Raw genomic sequence first — 14,473 nt, forward strand, 5'->3', positions numbered from 1 at the left:
CACTATAGCAGGCCCCCCCCAAGGCGTCAAGAAGCAAGGACCCGGGGAGGCTCCCCGGGTCCGAAGCCCGCGAGCCCTAGAGCTTCTTCAGGGCCTGGGTGAGCTGGGTGAGGACGTTCTGGGCGTCCCCGTAGAGCATGCGGGTGTTGTCGGCGTAGAAGAGCTCGTTCTCCACCCCGGCGAAGCCCTTACCCTGGCCGCGCTTGATGACGATCACGTTCTTGGCCTTGTCCACGTCCAGGATGGGCATGCCGTAAAGGGGGCTCCCCGGACGGCGGGCGGCGGGGTTCACCACGTCGTTGGCCCCGATGACCACCGCCACGTCCACGGTGGGGAACTCGGGGTTGATCTCCTCGAGGTCCTTCAGCTTGTCGTAGTCCACCCCGGCCTCCGCCAAAAGCACGTTCATGTGCCCCGGCATCCGCCCCGCCACCGGGTGGATGGCGAACTTCACCTCCACCCCCTTGCTCTCCAAGAGGTCGGCCAGCTCCTTCACCTTGTGCTGGGCCTGGGAAAGGGCCATCCCGTAGCCAGGCACGAAGACCACCTTGCTGGCGTAGGCCAGCATCACGGCGGCATCCTCCACGTCGATGGGCTTGAGGCTCCCCTTGACCTCGCCCGCCTCCTGCTCCACGCCGAAGCCGCCCACCAGCACGCTCCACACCGAGCGGTTCATGGCCTTGGCCATGAGCACCGTGAGGAGGGTACCCGCAGCCCCCACCAGGGTCCCCGCCACCATCAGGGCCGGGTTCCCCACGGCGAAGCCCTCAAAGCCCACCGCCATGCCGGTGAAGGCGTTGTAGAAGGAGATGGCCACGGGCATGTCCCCACCACCGATGGGCAGGGTCATGAGGATGCCGAAGAGAAGGGCCAGGAGGAAAAAGAGCACAATGCTCAGGGTGGGGTCGTTCCAGAGCAGGGAGAAGCCCAGGAGCACCGTGAAGAGGAGCACCAGGGCGTTCACCACCTTCTGCCCCGGGAAGAGGATGGGGCGGCTTTTCATGATGCCCTGGAGCTTGGCGAAGGCGATGAGGCTACCCGTGAAGGCCACGCTGCCGATGAGGCCCCCCAGGATGGCCAGGGCCATGAGGCCCGGGTTCTCAAAGGCTCCCTTCAGAAGCTCCACCGCGGCGATGGTGGCGGCCGCACCGCCGCCCATGCCGTTGTAGATGGCCACCATCTGGGGCATGTCGGTCATGGCCACCTTCACCGCCGCCCACCAGGCCACCACCGAGCCCACCAGGAGAGCGATGAGCATGAGGCCAAAGTTCTGCATCCCCGGCCAGAAGAAGGTGGCCACTACCGCCAAGGCCATGCCCCATCCCGCCCACACGATGCCGCTTTTGGCGGTGGTGGGGTGGGCCATGCGCTTCAGGCCCACGATGAAGAGGATGGCCACCACGAAGTAGGCCGCCTGGATGAGGTCCATTACTGACCACCCCCCTTGCCCGGCTTCTTCTCAAACATCTCCAGCATGCGCACCGTGACCGCATACCCCCCGGCGGCGTTGGCCGCTCCCAGGATCACCCCCAGGAAGCCGATGAGCTTCTCCAAACTGGTTTCCGCGTGGCCCAGGACCACCATGGCCCCCACCACCACCACCCCGTGGATGAAGTTGGACCCCGACATCAAGGGGGTGTGGAGGATGACGGGCACCCGCGTAATGAGCTCGTACCCCAAGAAGGCCGTGAGCACGAAGATGTAAAGGGCAGACCAGAAGCCAAACTCCATCACGCACCTCCCACGAGGGCCTTGGTGGGCCCGTGCAGGATCTCCCCCTCCTTCATGAGGAGGGCGCCTTGGATAATCTCGTCCTCCCACTTGGGGGCAAACTCGCCCTTTTCCATGAGCAGGCTGGAGAGGTTCAGGAGGTTCTTGGCGTACATCTCTGAGGCGTGGACGGCCAGCTCGCTGGGCAGGTTCAAGGGGCCAAAGATCCGCACCCCCTTCACCTCCACCACCTCCCCCGGCCGGGTGAGGACGCAGTTGCCGCCCGACTCGGCGGCCAGGTCCACCACCACGGTGCCCGGCTTCAGGCGCTCCATCATGTCCTCCGTGAGGAGGATGGGGGCCCGACGGCCCGGCACCTGGGCGGTGGTGATGATGGCGTCCATACCCGCCACGTGCTCCCTGAGGGCCTCGTGCTGGATACGCTTTTCCTCCTCGGTGAGCTCGCGGGCGTAGCCGCCCTCCCCTTCTGCGCTGATGGGGAGCTCAATGGGCTTGGCCCCCAGGGAGAGGGCCTGCTCCACCGCTGCCTTGCGCACGTCGTAGGCGAAGACCTGGGCCCCCAGGCGCTTGGCGGTGGCGATGGCCATGAGGCCCGCCACCCCCACCCCCATGACCATCACTTTGGCGGGGCGGATGGTGCCCGCGGCGGTGGTGAGCATGGGGAAGAACCGGGGGGAAAGCCTGGCCGCGTGCAGGGCGGCCAGGTACCCCGCCACCGTGGCCTGGCTGGAGAGGGCGTCCATGCTCTGGGCCCGGGTGATGCGGGGGATGAGCTCCATGGCGATGACCGTGGCCTTCTTGGCGGCCAGGGCCTTCACCAGGTCCAGGTTTTTGTGGGCCTGGACAAAGCCCACCACGATGGCCCCGGGCTCGAGGGCTCCGATCAGGTCCTCAGGAGGCGGCTGGACGGTGAAGAGGAGATTGGCTCCCTTTAGGAGCGCACCTCGCTCCACCACTTCCGCCCCCGCCTCGAGGTAGGCGGCGTCGGGGTAGTAGGCGCCTTCCCCGGCACCCTTTTCCACCCGCACCCTGGCCCCCTGCTTCACCAGGCGGGCCACCACCTCGGGCACCAGGGCTACCCTTCTTTCCCCAGGAGCCCTTTCCTTTGGAACCGCAACGGTCACCATAGGACCTCCTTCCGGGCCAGTATACCAACCCCGGTATGGGCATTTGCCCCATGGGCAAGCGCTGACCTACTGGTCAGAGGCCTGGAGCTTATGAAAGAATGCCCCCATGCGGCCCTCCGGGCTCAAGATCGCCGCCGTGCTCCTCCTGGGCATCCTGGCCATCAGCTTCGGCTCCATCCTGGTGCGCCTGGCCCTGGCGGCCTCCGGGGACTCGAGCCTCGCCTTCAGCCTGGTGATGAGCGCCGGGCGCATGGGCCTGGCCGCCCTGCTTCTGGCCCCTGGCTGGCGTACCCTCCCCCGAAGCCGGGCAGGCCTTCCCTACGCCTTAGCCGCCGGAGGGTTTTTGGCCCTTCACTTCGCCTTTTGGATCACCTCCCTCTCCTACACCTCGGTGGCGGCCAGCACCGCCCTGGTCACCACCAACCCGGTGTGGGTCACCCTCTTCGGTTGGCTCTTCTTCAAAGAAATCCCTTCCGGCCTCACCCTCTTGGGGGTGGGGATAGCCCTCTTGGGAGGGCTTTTGATCGGGCTCGGGGACGCCCAAGGGGGGTCAGGAAGCAACCCCCTCCTGGGGGATATCCTGGCCCTCCTGGGCGCTGTGGCCGCATCCCTCTACTTCCTCCTGGGCCGGGAAGCCCAGAGGCGGGGCCTCTCCATCCTGGAGTACGTGCGCCTGGCCTACACCGCCGCGGCCCTCCTTCTCCTTCCCCTGCCCTACCTCTTCGGTGGGGGCTACGGAGGCTATCCCCTGGCGGTCTACGGCTATATCCTCCTCATGGCCCTTCTGCCCCAGCTGGTAGGCCACACCAGCTTCAACTGGGCCACCCGGCACATCCCCCCGGTCCTGGTCACCCTGGCCATCCTCTTTGAGCCGGTGGGGGCGAGCCTCCTGGCCTTCCTCCTCTTCGGGGAGCTTCCTGGGGTTCAGGTCCTCCTGGGGGCCCTGGTCCTCCTCCTGGGGGTGGGGCTAGCGGTGGTGGGAGGTCGGCGGTGATCTACGTGGCCTTGGCCGCTTTGCTTTGGGGCCTGGGCGGGGCCCTGGCGGGCCGGTTCATGGAGGCCATCCCCCCTTCGGTCCTCATCCCCTTGCGCTTCCTCCTGAGCTTCCTCCTCCTCCTGCCCCTGGTGTTGCGCTTTCCCCCCAGCGCCCGCGAGCGCCCGCGGCTTCTTTGGGTGGGGTTCGCCCTCTCAGGGGCCCAGGCCTTCTACTACCTGGCCATCCACGCCACCACCGTGGCCACGGGCATCTTCCTTCAGTACCTGGCCCCGGCCCTCCTGACCCTGTACGCCTTGGTGCGGGGCGAAAGGCTACCTCTGAGAGCCCTCCTTGGCGTGGCCCTGGCCCTCCTGGGGGCCTACGCGCTGGTGGTGGGACCCGGGGGTCTGGCGGGAGGCCCCTTGGGGGTGGGCTACGGCCTCCTCTCCGCGGTGTCCTTTGCCCTGTACGCGGCCCTCTCTTACGGGCTCAAAACCCCGCCCCTGGTGAGCCTGGGGGTGGCCACGGGGGTGGGGAGCCTTCTCTCCCTGCCGGTGCTCCTCCTGCACCTGCCCCAGGTCCTGGCCCTGGACCTGGAAGGCTGGGGCGCGGTGGCCTACCTGGTGGTCTTCGGCACGGTGGTGCCCTTTGGGCTTTTCCTCCTGGGGGTGCGCACCTTTCCCGCCCGCCAGGCCACCTTGGTGGCCATGCTGGAACCGGTGGCGGGAGCGGTCTTCGCCTGGCCCCTGGCGGGGCAACCCTTGCGGCTGGAGGCCCTCCTGGGCGGTGGCCTGATCCTCCTGGGCGTGGCCCTGAACCGGAGGTGATATGGCGGCGCGCGTGTTTTTCCTCTTCACCCTGGGCTATTTCCTCTCCTACTTCTACCGCTCGGCCAATGCGGTGCTTTCCAAGGACCTCTCCCAAGACTTAGGCTTGGGCCCGGCGGAGCTCGGCTTCATGACCAGCCTCTTCTACCTGGCCTTCGCCGCGGTGCAGCTTCCCTTGGGAAGCCTCCTGGACCGCTACGGCCCCCGGGCCGTCACCCCGGCCCTCCTCCTCGTGGCCGCCTCCGGCAGCCTGGTCTTCGCCCTGGCGCCGAGCTTCCCCGTCCTGGCCCTGGGCCGGGCCCTGATCGGGGTGGGAATGGCCGCCGCCCTCATGGGGGCGCTGAAGGCCTTCAGCCTGTGGTTTCCCAAGGGCTACGCCACGGTCTCCACCCTGCTGGTGGGCCTGGGGGCCACAGGGGGGCTTTTGGCGGCCACCCCCCTGGCCCTCATGAAGGAGGCCATGGGCTGGCGGGGGGTCTTCCTCCTGGGGGCCGGGGTGGTGGTGCTGGTGGCCCTGCTCCTCTACCTGGGGGTGCGGAACACCCCCCCTGGGGTTCCCTGGCCCCGGGGGGAAGGAGGCGGGGGGCTGAGGGAGGTCCTGGGCAACCCCAGGCTCCTGCGGGTGGCCTTTTTGGCCTTGGCCTTTGCGGGAAGCTTCCTGGCCCTGCAGACCCTCTGGGCCGGGGCCTACGCCTACCACCTGGGCCTTTCGGCGGTGGCGGTGGGGAACCTCCTCCTCCTCTACTCGGGGACGGCGGTCTTGGGCTTCCTCCTCTCCGGATACCTGGCCGACCGCTTCGGCACCGCCCGGGTCCTGGTCCTCTCCGCCCTCCTCTTCGCCCTGGGCCTGATCCTCCTCCTCCTCGGGTTCCTCCTCCCCGCCTACCTTCTCCTCGGGTTCTTCGGGGCCTTCAACATCCTCACCCTCACCCAGGCCCGGGAGCTGGTGCCCCCCCACCTGGTGGGCCGGGGCACCACCTTGGTGAACCTCTTCGGCATCGGGGGTACCTTCCTCCTGCAGTGGGGGGTGGGGGTGGCGGTGGGGGCCTTGGGGTACGGGTGGGCCTTCGGCGGGCTTCTGGGGCTTCTCTTCCTGGCCCTTTTCCTCTACTTGCCTTTGCTAACCCCTAGGAGCCCATAGGCTCTGCTGGAGGTCCCGGATCCTGTCCTCCCAGGAGGGGCGCTCTGGGGGGAGGGTAGGGGGAAGAACCGGCGGATGCTCCCGGGTGCCCAAAAAGAGCCAGGGGTGGGAAAGGGGGCGTTTGCCGCCTCGAGGGCGGTAGACCACCAACCGCCCCCGGCTCACCCACTGGTAGACCAGAACCCGGCTCACGCCCAAATCCTGAGCCACCTCCTCCAAAGGCTTTAGGTCGTGAAAGCGGATCAGGGCCAAGGCCACCAGGTTGTCCAGCCGAGGCGCCAAGGCCTCCGCCAACAAGAGGGCCAAGGGCCGGAACTCCCCCAGGTCCAAAGCCCGCAAAAGGGCCTCCGGCTCCGGGGGAGGGAAACCCCGGTGGAAGCCCCGATCCGCCTCCTGCAAGGCGGCATAGTAGCGCTCCCGTTCCTTCTGGGTAAGACCCTTGATAGCCAGAGGGGGAAGGCCTTGGAGAAGAGCCAGGTAGTTGAGGAGGATGCGCCCTACCCGGCCGTTGCCGTCACGGTAGGGGTGGATGGCCTCGAAAAGGGCGTGGGTCTTGGCCAGGGCCTCCAGCGCCTCCCGCTCCCGCAACAACCAGAGCGCCAGCTTCACAAAGGCCCGCAGGTAGTCCGTGGCCTCTAAGGGGGGTTGCACCGGGGCCCCGGCGATCTGCCGCTTGATCCCGTCGGCGGGCTGGCCCCTGTAGCGATCCTGGGTGGTTCCCTGGAAGAGCATGGCGTGAATGTTGTTGATCAGAGGGAGGTCGAGGTGAAGCTGGCTCTCCTTGTGGTATTGGAAGGCCAGGCCGTAGGTGTACTGGGCCGTGCGGAAGTAGTTGAGCACCTCCAGGGAACCCCTTCGGCCTTGGACCACGGCTTCCAGCTCCCTCTCGGTGGCGAAGTATCCCTCCATGGCCAGGGAGTGGCGGGTGTCCTCTTGGAGCATGTACAGCCACTCCTCGTTGGCCACCTGGAGCAAGGCCAGGGGCAAGCCCCCCAAGCGCTCCAGAAGTCCGCGGCGCTCCGCCAGGGCCGCCCGGACTTTGTCATATGAGCCCCAAGCCCCAAGGCCCGGCATAGCCCTATAGTAGGGCCTCTAAACCCCTGTATGCCAAAGGGCACTCCCCGGAAAAACTGACAACCCTGTGATAAACTCCCTCCATGCTAGCCCAGGTCAGAAGCTACACCCTCTTCGGCCTGGACGCGGTTCCCGTCACCGTAGAGGTGGACGTCAGTCCTGGGCTTCCCAGCTACGCCCTGGTGGGCCTGCCGGACAAGGCGGTGGAGGAAAGCCGGGAAAGGGTAAGGGCCGCCCTCAAAAACGCGGGCTTCCCCTACCCCCAGGCCCGGGTGGTGGTGAACCTGGCCCCGGCGGAGCTCAGGAAGGAGGGCAGCCACTTTGACCTGCCCATCGCCCTGGGGCTCCTGGCGGCCCAAGGGGTGGTGCCCTTGGAAAGCCTTTCCGGCCTGGCGGTGGCGGGGGAGCTGGGGCTGGACGGAGCCCTTCGCCCGGTGCCCGGGGCGGTGAACCTGGCCCTGGGGGCCTTGGCCGAGGGGAAAAAGCTTCTCCTTCCACTGGAAAGCGCCAAGGAGGCCGCCTTGGTGGAGGGGGTGGAGGTCTGGGGGGCGGAAAGCCTCCTCCAGGCGGTGGTCTACCTCAAGGGGGAGGAAGCCACCCAGAGGGCCGAGCCGGAGGACCCCGCGGTCCTCCTCGAGGCCCTGGACCTCCGGGACGTCAAGGGCCAGGCCAAGGCCAAACGCGCCTTAGAGATCGCCGCTGCAGGCTACCACCACCTCCTCATGGTGGGAAGCCCCGGCTCGGGAAAGACCATGCTGGCCAGGCGCCTCCCCTTCCTCCTACCCCCCCTCTCCCAGGAGGCCGCCCTCGAGGTGAGCCGCATCCACTCCGCCGCAGGCCAAGCCCTGAAGGGCCTCCTCCGCAACCCCCCTTTCCGCGCCCCCCACCACACGGTGAGCTATGCGGGCCTCATCGGGGGCGGGGCCATCCCCAAGCCGGGGGAGGTTTCCCTGGCCCACCGGGGGGTGCTCTTCCTGGACGAGTTCCCCGAGTTCTCCCGGGACGCCTTGGAGGCCCTGCGCCAACCCCTGGAGGACGGGGTGGTGACCGTGGCCCGGGCCAAGGCCAGCCTCACCTTTCCCGCCCGCTTCCTCCTGGTGGCGGCCATGAACCCTTGTCCCTGCGGCTGGTACGGGGATCCCGAAAGGGCCTGCACCTGCACCCCCGCAAGCCGCGGGCGCTACGTGGGCAAGATCTCCGGGCCCCTCCTGGACCGGTTTGACCTGGTGGTGGAGGTGCCCCGCCTCACCCCCGCCGAGCTCGCCCGCGCCCCCGAGGGGGAAAGCACCGAGGTGGTGCGGGAACGGGTCTTGAGAGCCCGGGAAAGGATGCTCGCCCGGCAGGGGCGGCCCAACGGGGAGCTTGCGGGCAAGGCCCTGCGCGAGCACGTGCGCCTCACCCCTGGGGCCGAGGCCCTTCTTCAGGCCGCCGCCAAGAAGATGCTCCTTTCCGCCCGAAGCTACGACCGCCTCCTGCGGGTGGCCCGCACCGTGGCCGACCTCATGGCCTCCGAGCAGGTGGAAGAGGCCCACGTGGCTGAGGCTTTGAGTTACCGCAAAACCCTTTAGCCCGCCTGGCTGGCCAGCCAGGGGATGAGGGCCTCCGCCGCCTGGGGGTTGGTGGCCAGGGGCACCCCGTGCACGTTGCACACCCGCATGAGGGCCTGCACGTCGGGCTCGTGGGGCTTAGGGGTGAGGGGATCCTGGAAGAAGAGCACGCAAAGCACCTTTCCCTCAGCTACCTTGGACCCGATCTGCATATCTCCTCCCAGGGGACCGGAAAGAACCCGCTCCACCTCGAGGCCGGTGGCCTCCTGGATGCGTTTCCCCGTGGTGCCCGTGGCCAAAAGGGGAAAGCGGGAAAGAAGCTCCCGGTGCCGTTGGCAAAAGGCCACCATCTCCTCCTTCTTGGCATCGTGGGCGATGAGGGCCAGGGCCTTCATGGGGGCATTGTAAGCTTTGGCCATGGACTACGCGCCCGACCTGGAGTTTTTAGAAAAGCTCCTTTTGGCCGCCGGGCCCTCGGGCTTTGAGGAGGAGGCCACCGGGGTCTTCCTGGAGAAGGCGGCGGGGTTCGCCCAGGCGGAGCGGGACCGCCACGGCAACGCCTACGCCCGCCTCAACCCAGGGGGCAGGCCCAAGGTCCTCCTCCTGGGGCACGCGGACGAGATCGGGGTCATCGTGAGCCACGTGGAGGAGAAGGGCTTTTTGCGCCTGAAGCCCCTGGGGGGCTGGGACCCGCAGGTGCTGGTGGGCCAGCGCCTGCGCTTTTTGGGGAAGCGGGGGCACGTGCTGGGGGTGGTGGGCCGGAAGGCGGTCCACGTCCTGAAGGAGGAGGAGCGCAAGAAGGCGGTGGAGCTTGAGGACCTCTTCGCCGACATCGGGGCGGGAAGCCGGGAGGAGGCCTTAGCCCACCTCGAGGTGGGGGCGGTGGGCGTCTTGGACCAGGCCCCCCAGTGGCTTCTGGGGGAGCGCCTGGTGTCCAAGGCCCTGGACAACCGCCTGGGGGCCTTCGTGGTCCTCGAGGCCCTCCGCCTGGTGGCGGGGAAGACCGAGGCGGAGGTGGTGGCGGTGGCCACGGTGCAGGAGGAGATCGGGGCTTTTGGCGCCCGCACCGCTGCCTTCCGCGAGGCCCCCGACCTGGCCCTGGTGGTGGACGTGCACCACGACAGCGCCGCCCCCGGCATGGATAAAGCCCGGGTGGGGGAGGCGGAGCTGGGCCGGGGCGTGGTGCTGGACGTGGGGCCCTTCGTGGACCGGGAGGTCCTGAAGGGCCTGCGGCAGGCGGCGGAAGAGGAGGGCATCCCTTACGTCCTGAACGCCCACGGGCGGTGGTCCGGCACCGACGCCGACGAGGTGGCCAAGGTGCGGGAGGGCATCCCCACGGGCATCGTTTCCATCCCCTTGCGCTACATGCACTCCCCGGTGGAGATGGTGGACTTCCGCGACGTGGAGCGGGCAGTGCGGCTTCTCGCCGCCTACATCCTGCGCCTCTAGGGAGGACCCATGGAAACGCCCCTCACCTTCAAGGAAGCCCAAAAGGAGGTGGACGCCTGGATCGGCCAGTTTAAGGAGGGGTACTTCCCACCCCTCCTCATGCTGGCCCGCCTCACCGAGGAGCTCGGGGAGGTGGCCCGGGTCCTGGCCCACCGCCACGGCAAGAAGCCCAAGCCCGGCGAGGCCGAAGGGGACCTGGCGGAGGAGCTCGCCGACCTCCTCTTCGTCCTCATCTCCCTGGCCAACCGGGAGGGCATAGACCTGGAAGAAGCCTTCCTCAAGGCCATGGCCAAGTACCGGGAGCGGGACCAGGAGCGCTGGAGCAGGAAGTAGAATGGCCCCGTGGAACCCGCTCTTCTAGAGGCCCAGGGGCTCAGGAAGCGCTTTGGGGCCCTCGAGGCCGTCCGGGGCGTGAGCCTGGCGCTTCGCCCGGGGGAGGTGCTGGCCTTCTTGGGCAAGAACGGGGCTGGCAAGACCACCACGGTGAAGATGCTCTCCGGCCTCCTCCTCCCCGACGCGGGGGAGGTGCGCCTCCTTGGCCAAGATCCCTTCCGCGACCCCTGGGCCCTAAGGCACCTGGGGGCAGTCCTGGAGGGCAACCGCAACACCTACTGGCGGCTCACCGCTTTGGAGAACCTGGTCTACTTCGGGGTAGCCCGGGGCCTGCGCCTGGCTGCGGCCCGGAAGCGAGCCCTGGCGCTTCTGGAGGAGTACGGCCTTTGGGACAAGGCCCACACCGAGGTGCGCCACCTCTCCCGGGGAATGCAGCAGAAGCTGGCCCTCCTCCAGGCCCTGGTCCACGATCCCGAGGTGCTCCTCCTGGACGAGCCCACCCTGGGCCTGGACGTGGATACCAGCCTCCAGATGCAGGACAAGATCCGCGCCTTGGCCAAAGGGGGCAAGGCCATCCTGCTCACCACCCACCAGTTGGAGGTGGCCGAGGCCCTGGCCCACCAGGTGGCCATCATCCACCGGGGAGAGGTGGTGCTGGAGGAGAGCAAGGAAGCCCTCCTCGCCCGCTTCGCCGGGGAGCACTACGTGCTGGAGCTGGAAGCCCCCCCACCCCCTGGGGTCTTGGCCCAGCTCCGCGCCCTGGGGGTAGAAGGCGAGGGCCCGTTCCTGGTTCGGGGGGACGGGGAGGCGCTTTGGCGGGTGCTGGAGGCCCTGAAGCCCCTGCCCCTCAAGAAGGTGGCCAAGGCGGAGGCGGACCTCTTGGAGGTTTTCTTGAAGGTGGTGGGGCGTGCTTGACCTCTTGCTGGTGGAAGTCTGGAGAAGCCTTTTGGCCCTCCGCCGTTACCCCCTGGAGCTTTTGGGGGCGGTGGTCACCTTGAGCCTCATCTTCTACCTCCTCTTCCTGGGGGCCCGCTTCCTGGCGGGGCCCGGGGTGGAGTTTGGAGGGAGGCTCGAGGCCGTGCTGGTGGGCTACCTGCTTTGGACCTTCACCCTTTCCGCTTACAACGGCCTCTCCTTCGGCCTTATGGAGGAAACTCAGACGGGAACCCTGGAACAGGTCTTCCTCACCCCCTACGGGCCGGTGCGCCTCTACCTGGTTCGGGACCTGGCGGGCCTCTTTACCCAGGGGCTTTTGGTCTTCCTCATCGCCCTGGTCCTGATGGCCCTCACCGGGGCCCGGCTTGCCTTCACCCCTCAGGTCCTCCTCCCCTTCCTGGCGGTGCTCCTGGGAGGCTATGGCCTGGGCTTCGCCGTGGGCAGCCTGGCTCTCCTTTACAAAAGGATCGGCCAGCTCCTGGGCCTCTCCCAGTTCCTCCTCCTCTTCCTCCTGCAGGCCCCCGGAGAAGGGCTCTTCCGCCTCCTGCCCTTGGCGCCGGGAGCGGCGCTGGCCCGCAGGATGCTGGCGGAAGGGGCCCCCCTTGACCCTGCCCCCCTTTTCCTTAGCTTCCTGAACGGCCTCGTCTACCTGGGGGCGGGGCTTTTCCTCTTCCGCCGTGCGGTGCGCCTGGCCAAGGGGCGCGGGCTCCTCCATGGCTACTAAGGCTCTCCTTCTGGCCCTGGGGCCCGCTTTAGCCCTGGGGTTGGGACGCTTCGCCTATGCCCTGGTCCTGCCCCTCATGCAGGGGGCCTGGGGCCTTTCCTACGCCGAGGCGGGCCTTTTGGGTAGCGCCAACACCCTGGGCTACCTCCTGGGAGCCTTCCTCAGCCACCGCCTCCTGGGGAGGACAGGCTACCGCTGGGGCTTCTTTCTGGCCCTCCTCTTTCAGGGAGCGGTACTGGCCTTCACCGGGCCCGGGGGGTTTCCCTGGGTGTTCGCCCTCAGGCTTTTCCAGGGCTTCCTGGGCGCCCTGGTCTTCGTGGGCGGGGCCGCCCTCCTCATGACCCTAGGGGGCTCGGGCCGGGCCCTGGGGGTCTACTACGGGGGCGTGGGGGTGGGGCTTCTCCTGGCCCCCTGGATCCTCCTGGGCGTGGGGAGCCCGGAAGCCGCCTGGGCCCGGCTAGGGGTTTTCAGCCTGCTCCTGGGCCTTCCGGTCCTCCACACTTGGCCCCTCTTGCGGGAACCCCCGCCCCCGGCCCGGGGGGAAGGGGGCCTGGGGCCCATCCTCCCCCTCCTCCTGGCCTATGGCCTCTATGGGGCGGGGTACATCGGCTACATGACCTTCGTGGCGGCCGCCGTGGGGGAAGCCCTCCTCCTCTTCACCCTCCTGGGCGTAGGGGCCCTCCTCACCGGACCCCTTTGGGGTCCCTGGGTGGAGCGGGTGGGGGGAAGGCGGGGGCTTTTCCACGTGCTTCTGGTCCTCTTCTTGGGGAGCCTACCCCCTTTAGCCCAAAGCCTTCCTGCCCTCAGCGCCTTCCTCTTCGGCCTCTCCTTTTTAGGCGTCATCACCGCCCTCACCCAGGCCTTCCGCGCCCTCCTGCCCCCTTCCGCCTGGCCCAGGGCCATGGGGCTTTCCACCGCAGCCTTCGCCTTGGGGCAAGCGATGGGGCCGACGGCGGCAGGCTTCTTTGCGGAAGTAGCGGGCACAGGGGAGGGGGCCCTCTGGGCGGCCAGCGTCCTCCTCCTCCTGGCCCTCCTGCCCGTCCTGCCCCGTCAGAGGCCGTAAAGGGCCCGGTACTTCCCCTCCAGGTAAGCCAAGAAGGGCTGGGCGCTGGGGGATTGGCCGGTCACCCGCTCCACCAGGGCCCTAGGCCGGAGGCGGCTCCCCTCGGCGTGGATCTTCCTCCGGCTCCAGTCCAAAAAGGGCCGGAACTCCCCCCGGCGGAAGAGGCCCTCGAGGTCCCCAAGCTCCTCCTGGGCCTTCCCGAAGAACTGGGCGGCGTAGAGGTTGCCCAGGGTGTAGGTGGGGAAGTAGCCGAAAAGCCCCCCGGACCAATGCACGTCCTGCATCACCCCGTCCTTGTAGTCCTTGGGGGCCACCCCCAGGTAGGCCCGGTACTTTTCCGCCCAGGCCCCGGGCAGGTCCTCCAGGGCAAGCTCCCCGCGGAAGAGGGCCAGCTCCAGCTCCAGGCGCACCAGGATGTGGAGGTTATAAGTGACCTCGTCGGCCTCCACCCGGATCAGGGAGGGCTCCACGGCGTTCACCGCCCGGTGGAAGTCCTCCAGGGCCACGTCCTGGAGGCTGGGGAAGAGCTCCTTGGCCCGGGGGAAGAAGCGTTCCCAGAAGCCCAGGGAGCGGCCCACCAGGTTCTCCCAGGTGCGGCTTTGCGACTCGTGCACCCCCAAGGAGACCGCCTCCCCCCTTGGGGTTCCCCAGTGCTCCTTGGGCAGGCCCTGCTCGTAGAGGGCGTGGCCCATCTCGTGCAGGGTGCCGAATATGCCGGCGTTGAAGAAGTCCTCGAAGTAGCGGGTGGTGATGCGCACGTCCCCAGGGCCGATGGAGATCTCAAAGGGGTGGGCGGTGGGGTCCAGGCGGCCCCCTTCCAGGTCGTAGCCGCAGGCCTGCAGGAGCTCCAGAGCAAAGGCCCGTTGCGCCTCTTTGGGATAGGGGCGGTGCAGGAAAGCGGTGTCGGGCCGCCTGCCGCTTCCCAGGATGCGGTCCAAGAGGCCCTGGAGGCCCTCCCTCAGCTCGGCGAAGAGGGGCACCAGTTCCGCCGCCCGCATCCCTGGCTCGTACCCATCCAGGAGGGCGTCGTAGAGCTCCCCGTAGGGCGGGTCCCCCGGAGCCACGGGGAGGGAGAAGAGGATCTCCGCCTTCTCCTTGGTGAGGGCAAAGATGCGCTTCAGGTAGGGCAGGAAGCCCCGCCAGTCGTCCCTGGGACGGGCCTCTTCCCAATAGCTTTCCCCCTCGCTCTGAGCCTGGGCCAGCTCCACCATAAGGCGCTCGGGGATGGCCCGGGCCCGCTCGTAGGCCTGCCGCCACTCCCGCACGTTCACCGCGGCATCGGAAAGGGGGTCTTGCACCAGGGAAGAACCCTCCACCACCCCTAGCCACTCCCCAATCCTGGGGTCGGTGGCCCGCTGGTGGAGAAGCCGGGCCAGGGCCGCCATCTGCCTCGCCCGGTGCTCATGGCCCTTCCTGGGGATCATGGTGCGCTGGTCCCATGCGGCCAAAGCGCCCAAAGAGGCCAGGTAAGCCGTTTCCCTTTGAAACTCCAAAAGGTGCTGATAGGCGGTTTCCGGCGTCACGGGGGCATCATACTCCCCTCCC

15 protein-coding genes are annotated in these 14,473 nt (G+C 68.2%); 9 read left to right on the plus strand and 6 right to left on the minus strand.

Annotation, left to right across the window (positions count from 1 at the left end):
- Positions 1-76: 76 nt before the first annotated feature.
- Genes L1088_RS08945 through L1088_RS08955 form a run of 3 tightly spaced genes read right to left on the minus strand, consistent with a single transcriptional unit; the run spans position 77 to position 2,858 of the window.
- Positions 77-1,429, minus strand: coding sequence for an NAD(P)(+) transhydrogenase (Re/Si-specific) subunit beta (locus L1088_RS08945; protein ID WP_135260570.1), 1,353 nt, complete (start codon positions 1,427-1,429; stop codon positions 77-79).
- Positions 1,429-1,731: a proton-translocating transhydrogenase family protein gene (locus L1088_RS08950; protein WP_038040591.1), complete on the minus strand. Its 303-nt coding sequence runs from the start codon at positions 1,729-1,731 to the stop codon at positions 1,429-1,431. Before L1088_RS08950 ends, L1088_RS08945 begins: the two co-directional genes overlap by 1 nt.
- Positions 1,731-2,858 carry an NAD(P) transhydrogenase subunit alpha gene (locus L1088_RS08955; RefSeq protein WP_135260571.1) on the minus strand — a complete coding sequence of 376 codons (1,128 nt, stop codon included), beginning with the start codon at positions 2,856-2,858 and terminating at the stop codon, positions 1,731-1,733. The genes L1088_RS08950 and L1088_RS08955 overlap by 1 nt, the downstream gene beginning before the upstream one ends.
- A gap of 106 nt (positions 2,859-2,964) precedes the next feature.
- Here L1088_RS08955 and L1088_RS08960 point away from each other — a divergent pair, with 106 nt between their 5' ends.
- The 3 genes from L1088_RS08960 to L1088_RS08970 are packed head-to-tail and all read left to right on the plus strand — an operon-like array spanning position 2,965 to position 5,802.
- Complete coding sequence (locus tag L1088_RS08960; protein WP_135260572.1) at positions 2,965-3,852, plus strand: DMT family transporter; 888 nt, start codon at positions 2,965-2,967, stop codon at positions 3,850-3,852.
- Positions 3,849-4,661, plus strand: coding sequence for an EamA family transporter (locus L1088_RS08965; RefSeq protein ID WP_234554641.1), 813 nt, complete (start codon positions 3,849-3,851; stop codon positions 4,659-4,661). The genes L1088_RS08960 and L1088_RS08965 overlap by 4 nt, the downstream gene beginning before the upstream one ends.
- A gap of 1 nt (position 4,662) precedes the next feature.
- A complete protein-coding gene (locus L1088_RS08970; RefSeq protein WP_234554643.1) occupies positions 4,663-5,802 on the plus strand; it encodes an MFS transporter in 1,140 nt (379 codons plus the stop codon).
- Here L1088_RS08970 and L1088_RS08975 read toward each other — a convergent pair.
- Positions 5,782-6,876 carry a Fic family protein gene (locus L1088_RS08975; protein ID WP_234554645.1) on the minus strand — a complete coding sequence of 365 codons (1,095 nt, stop codon included), beginning with the start codon at positions 6,874-6,876 and terminating at the stop codon, positions 5,782-5,784. The genes L1088_RS08970 and L1088_RS08975 overlap by 21 nt on opposite strands.
- An 83-nt stretch (positions 6,877-6,959) precedes the next feature.
- Here L1088_RS08975 and L1088_RS08980 point away from each other — a divergent pair, with 83 nt between their 5' ends.
- A complete protein-coding gene (locus L1088_RS08980) occupies positions 6,960-8,444 on the plus strand; it encodes a YifB family Mg chelatase-like AAA ATPase (protein WP_234554647.1) in 1,485 nt (494 codons plus the stop codon).
- Here the strand turns inward: L1088_RS08980 and mgsA are convergent.
- Positions 8,441-8,818 (minus strand): methylglyoxal synthase, encoded by a 378-nt coding sequence (mgsA, locus tag L1088_RS08985; protein ID WP_135260577.1) that lies wholly within the window; start codon positions 8,816-8,818, stop codon positions 8,441-8,443. The two genes, L1088_RS08980 and mgsA, sit on opposite strands and share 4 nt — an antisense overlap.
- 22 nt (positions 8,819-8,840) lie before the next feature.
- Here mgsA and L1088_RS08990 point away from each other — a divergent pair, with 22 nt between their 5' ends.
- From L1088_RS08990 to L1088_RS09010, 5 genes are read left to right on the plus strand one after another with little or no spacing between them, the layout of a single operon-like run.
- The gene (locus L1088_RS08990) at positions 8,841-9,872 is read left to right on the plus strand and encodes a M42 family metallopeptidase (protein ID WP_234554650.1); all 1,032 of its coding nucleotides are present in this window, start codon (positions 8,841-8,843) and stop codon (positions 9,870-9,872) included.
- Between the two features lie 9 nt (positions 9,873-9,881).
- Complete coding sequence (locus tag L1088_RS08995) at positions 9,882-10,205, plus strand: nucleotide pyrophosphohydrolase (protein WP_234554651.1); 324 nt, start codon at positions 9,882-9,884, stop codon at positions 10,203-10,205.
- A 9-nt stretch (positions 10,206-10,214) separates the two neighbouring features.
- Positions 10,215-11,120 carry an ABC transporter ATP-binding protein gene (locus tag L1088_RS09000; protein ID WP_234554654.1) on the plus strand — a complete coding sequence of 302 codons (906 nt, stop codon included), beginning with the start codon at positions 10,215-10,217 and terminating at the stop codon, positions 11,118-11,120.
- Entirely contained in the window at positions 11,113-11,865 is a 753-nt protein-coding gene (locus L1088_RS09005; RefSeq protein ID WP_234554656.1) for an ABC transporter permease, read from the plus strand. The genes L1088_RS09000 and L1088_RS09005 overlap by 8 nt, the downstream gene beginning before the upstream one ends.
- A complete protein-coding gene (locus L1088_RS09010; RefSeq protein WP_234554658.1) occupies positions 11,855-12,928 on the plus strand; it encodes a YbfB/YjiJ family MFS transporter in 1,074 nt (357 codons plus the stop codon). Before L1088_RS09005 ends, L1088_RS09010 begins: the two co-directional genes overlap by 11 nt.
- On the opposite strand, the gene L1088_RS09015 is transcribed toward L1088_RS09010, so the two are convergent.
- Complete coding sequence (locus tag L1088_RS09015; protein WP_234554659.1) at positions 12,916-14,451, minus strand: carboxypeptidase M32; 1,536 nt, start codon at positions 14,449-14,451, stop codon at positions 12,916-12,918. The two genes, L1088_RS09010 and L1088_RS09015, sit on opposite strands and share 13 nt — an antisense overlap.
- Positions 14,452-14,473 lie beyond the last annotated feature (22 nt).

This window comes from Thermus caliditerrae (assembly GCF_021462525.1).
Taxonomy (GTDB): Bacteria; Deinococcota; Deinococci; order Deinococcales; family Thermaceae; genus Thermus; species Thermus caliditerrae.

Coding starts and splice junctions, on each gene's coding strand:
- L1088_RS09010 (WP_234554658.1), top strand. CDS start 11,855: ATGGCTACTAAGGCTCTCCTTCTGGCCCTGGGGCCCGCTTTAGCCCTG.
- L1088_RS08980 (WP_234554647.1), top strand. CDS start 6,960: ATGCTAGCCCAGGTCAGAAGCTACACCCTCTTCGGCCTGGACGCGGTT.
- L1088_RS08950 (WP_038040591.1), bottom strand. CDS start 1,731: ATGGAGTTTGGCTTCTGGTCTGCCCTTTACATCTTCGTGCTCACGGCC.
- L1088_RS08970 (WP_234554643.1), top strand. CDS start 4,663: ATGGCGGCGCGCGTGTTTTTCCTCTTCACCCTGGGCTATTTCCTCTCC.
- mgsA (WP_135260577.1), bottom strand. CDS start 8,818: ATGAAGGCCCTGGCCCTCATCGCCCACGATGCCAAGAAGGAGGAGATG.
- L1088_RS08995 (WP_234554651.1), top strand. CDS start 9,882: ATGGAAACGCCCCTCACCTTCAAGGAAGCCCAAAAGGAGGTGGACGCC.
- L1088_RS08945 (WP_135260570.1), bottom strand. CDS start 1,429: ATGGACCTCATCCAGGCGGCCTACTTCGTGGTGGCCATCCTCTTCATC.
- L1088_RS08955 (WP_135260571.1), bottom strand. CDS start 2,858: ATGGTGACCGTTGCGGTTCCAAAGGAAAGGGCTCCTGGGGAAAGAAGG.
- L1088_RS08960 (WP_135260572.1), top strand. CDS start 2,965: ATGCGGCCCTCCGGGCTCAAGATCGCCGCCGTGCTCCTCCTGGGCATC.
- L1088_RS08990 (WP_234554650.1), top strand. CDS start 8,841: ATGGACTACGCGCCCGACCTGGAGTTTTTAGAAAAGCTCCTTTTGGCC.
- L1088_RS08975 (WP_234554645.1), bottom strand. CDS start 6,876: ATGCCGGGCCTTGGGGCTTGGGGCTCATATGACAAAGTCCGGGCGGCC.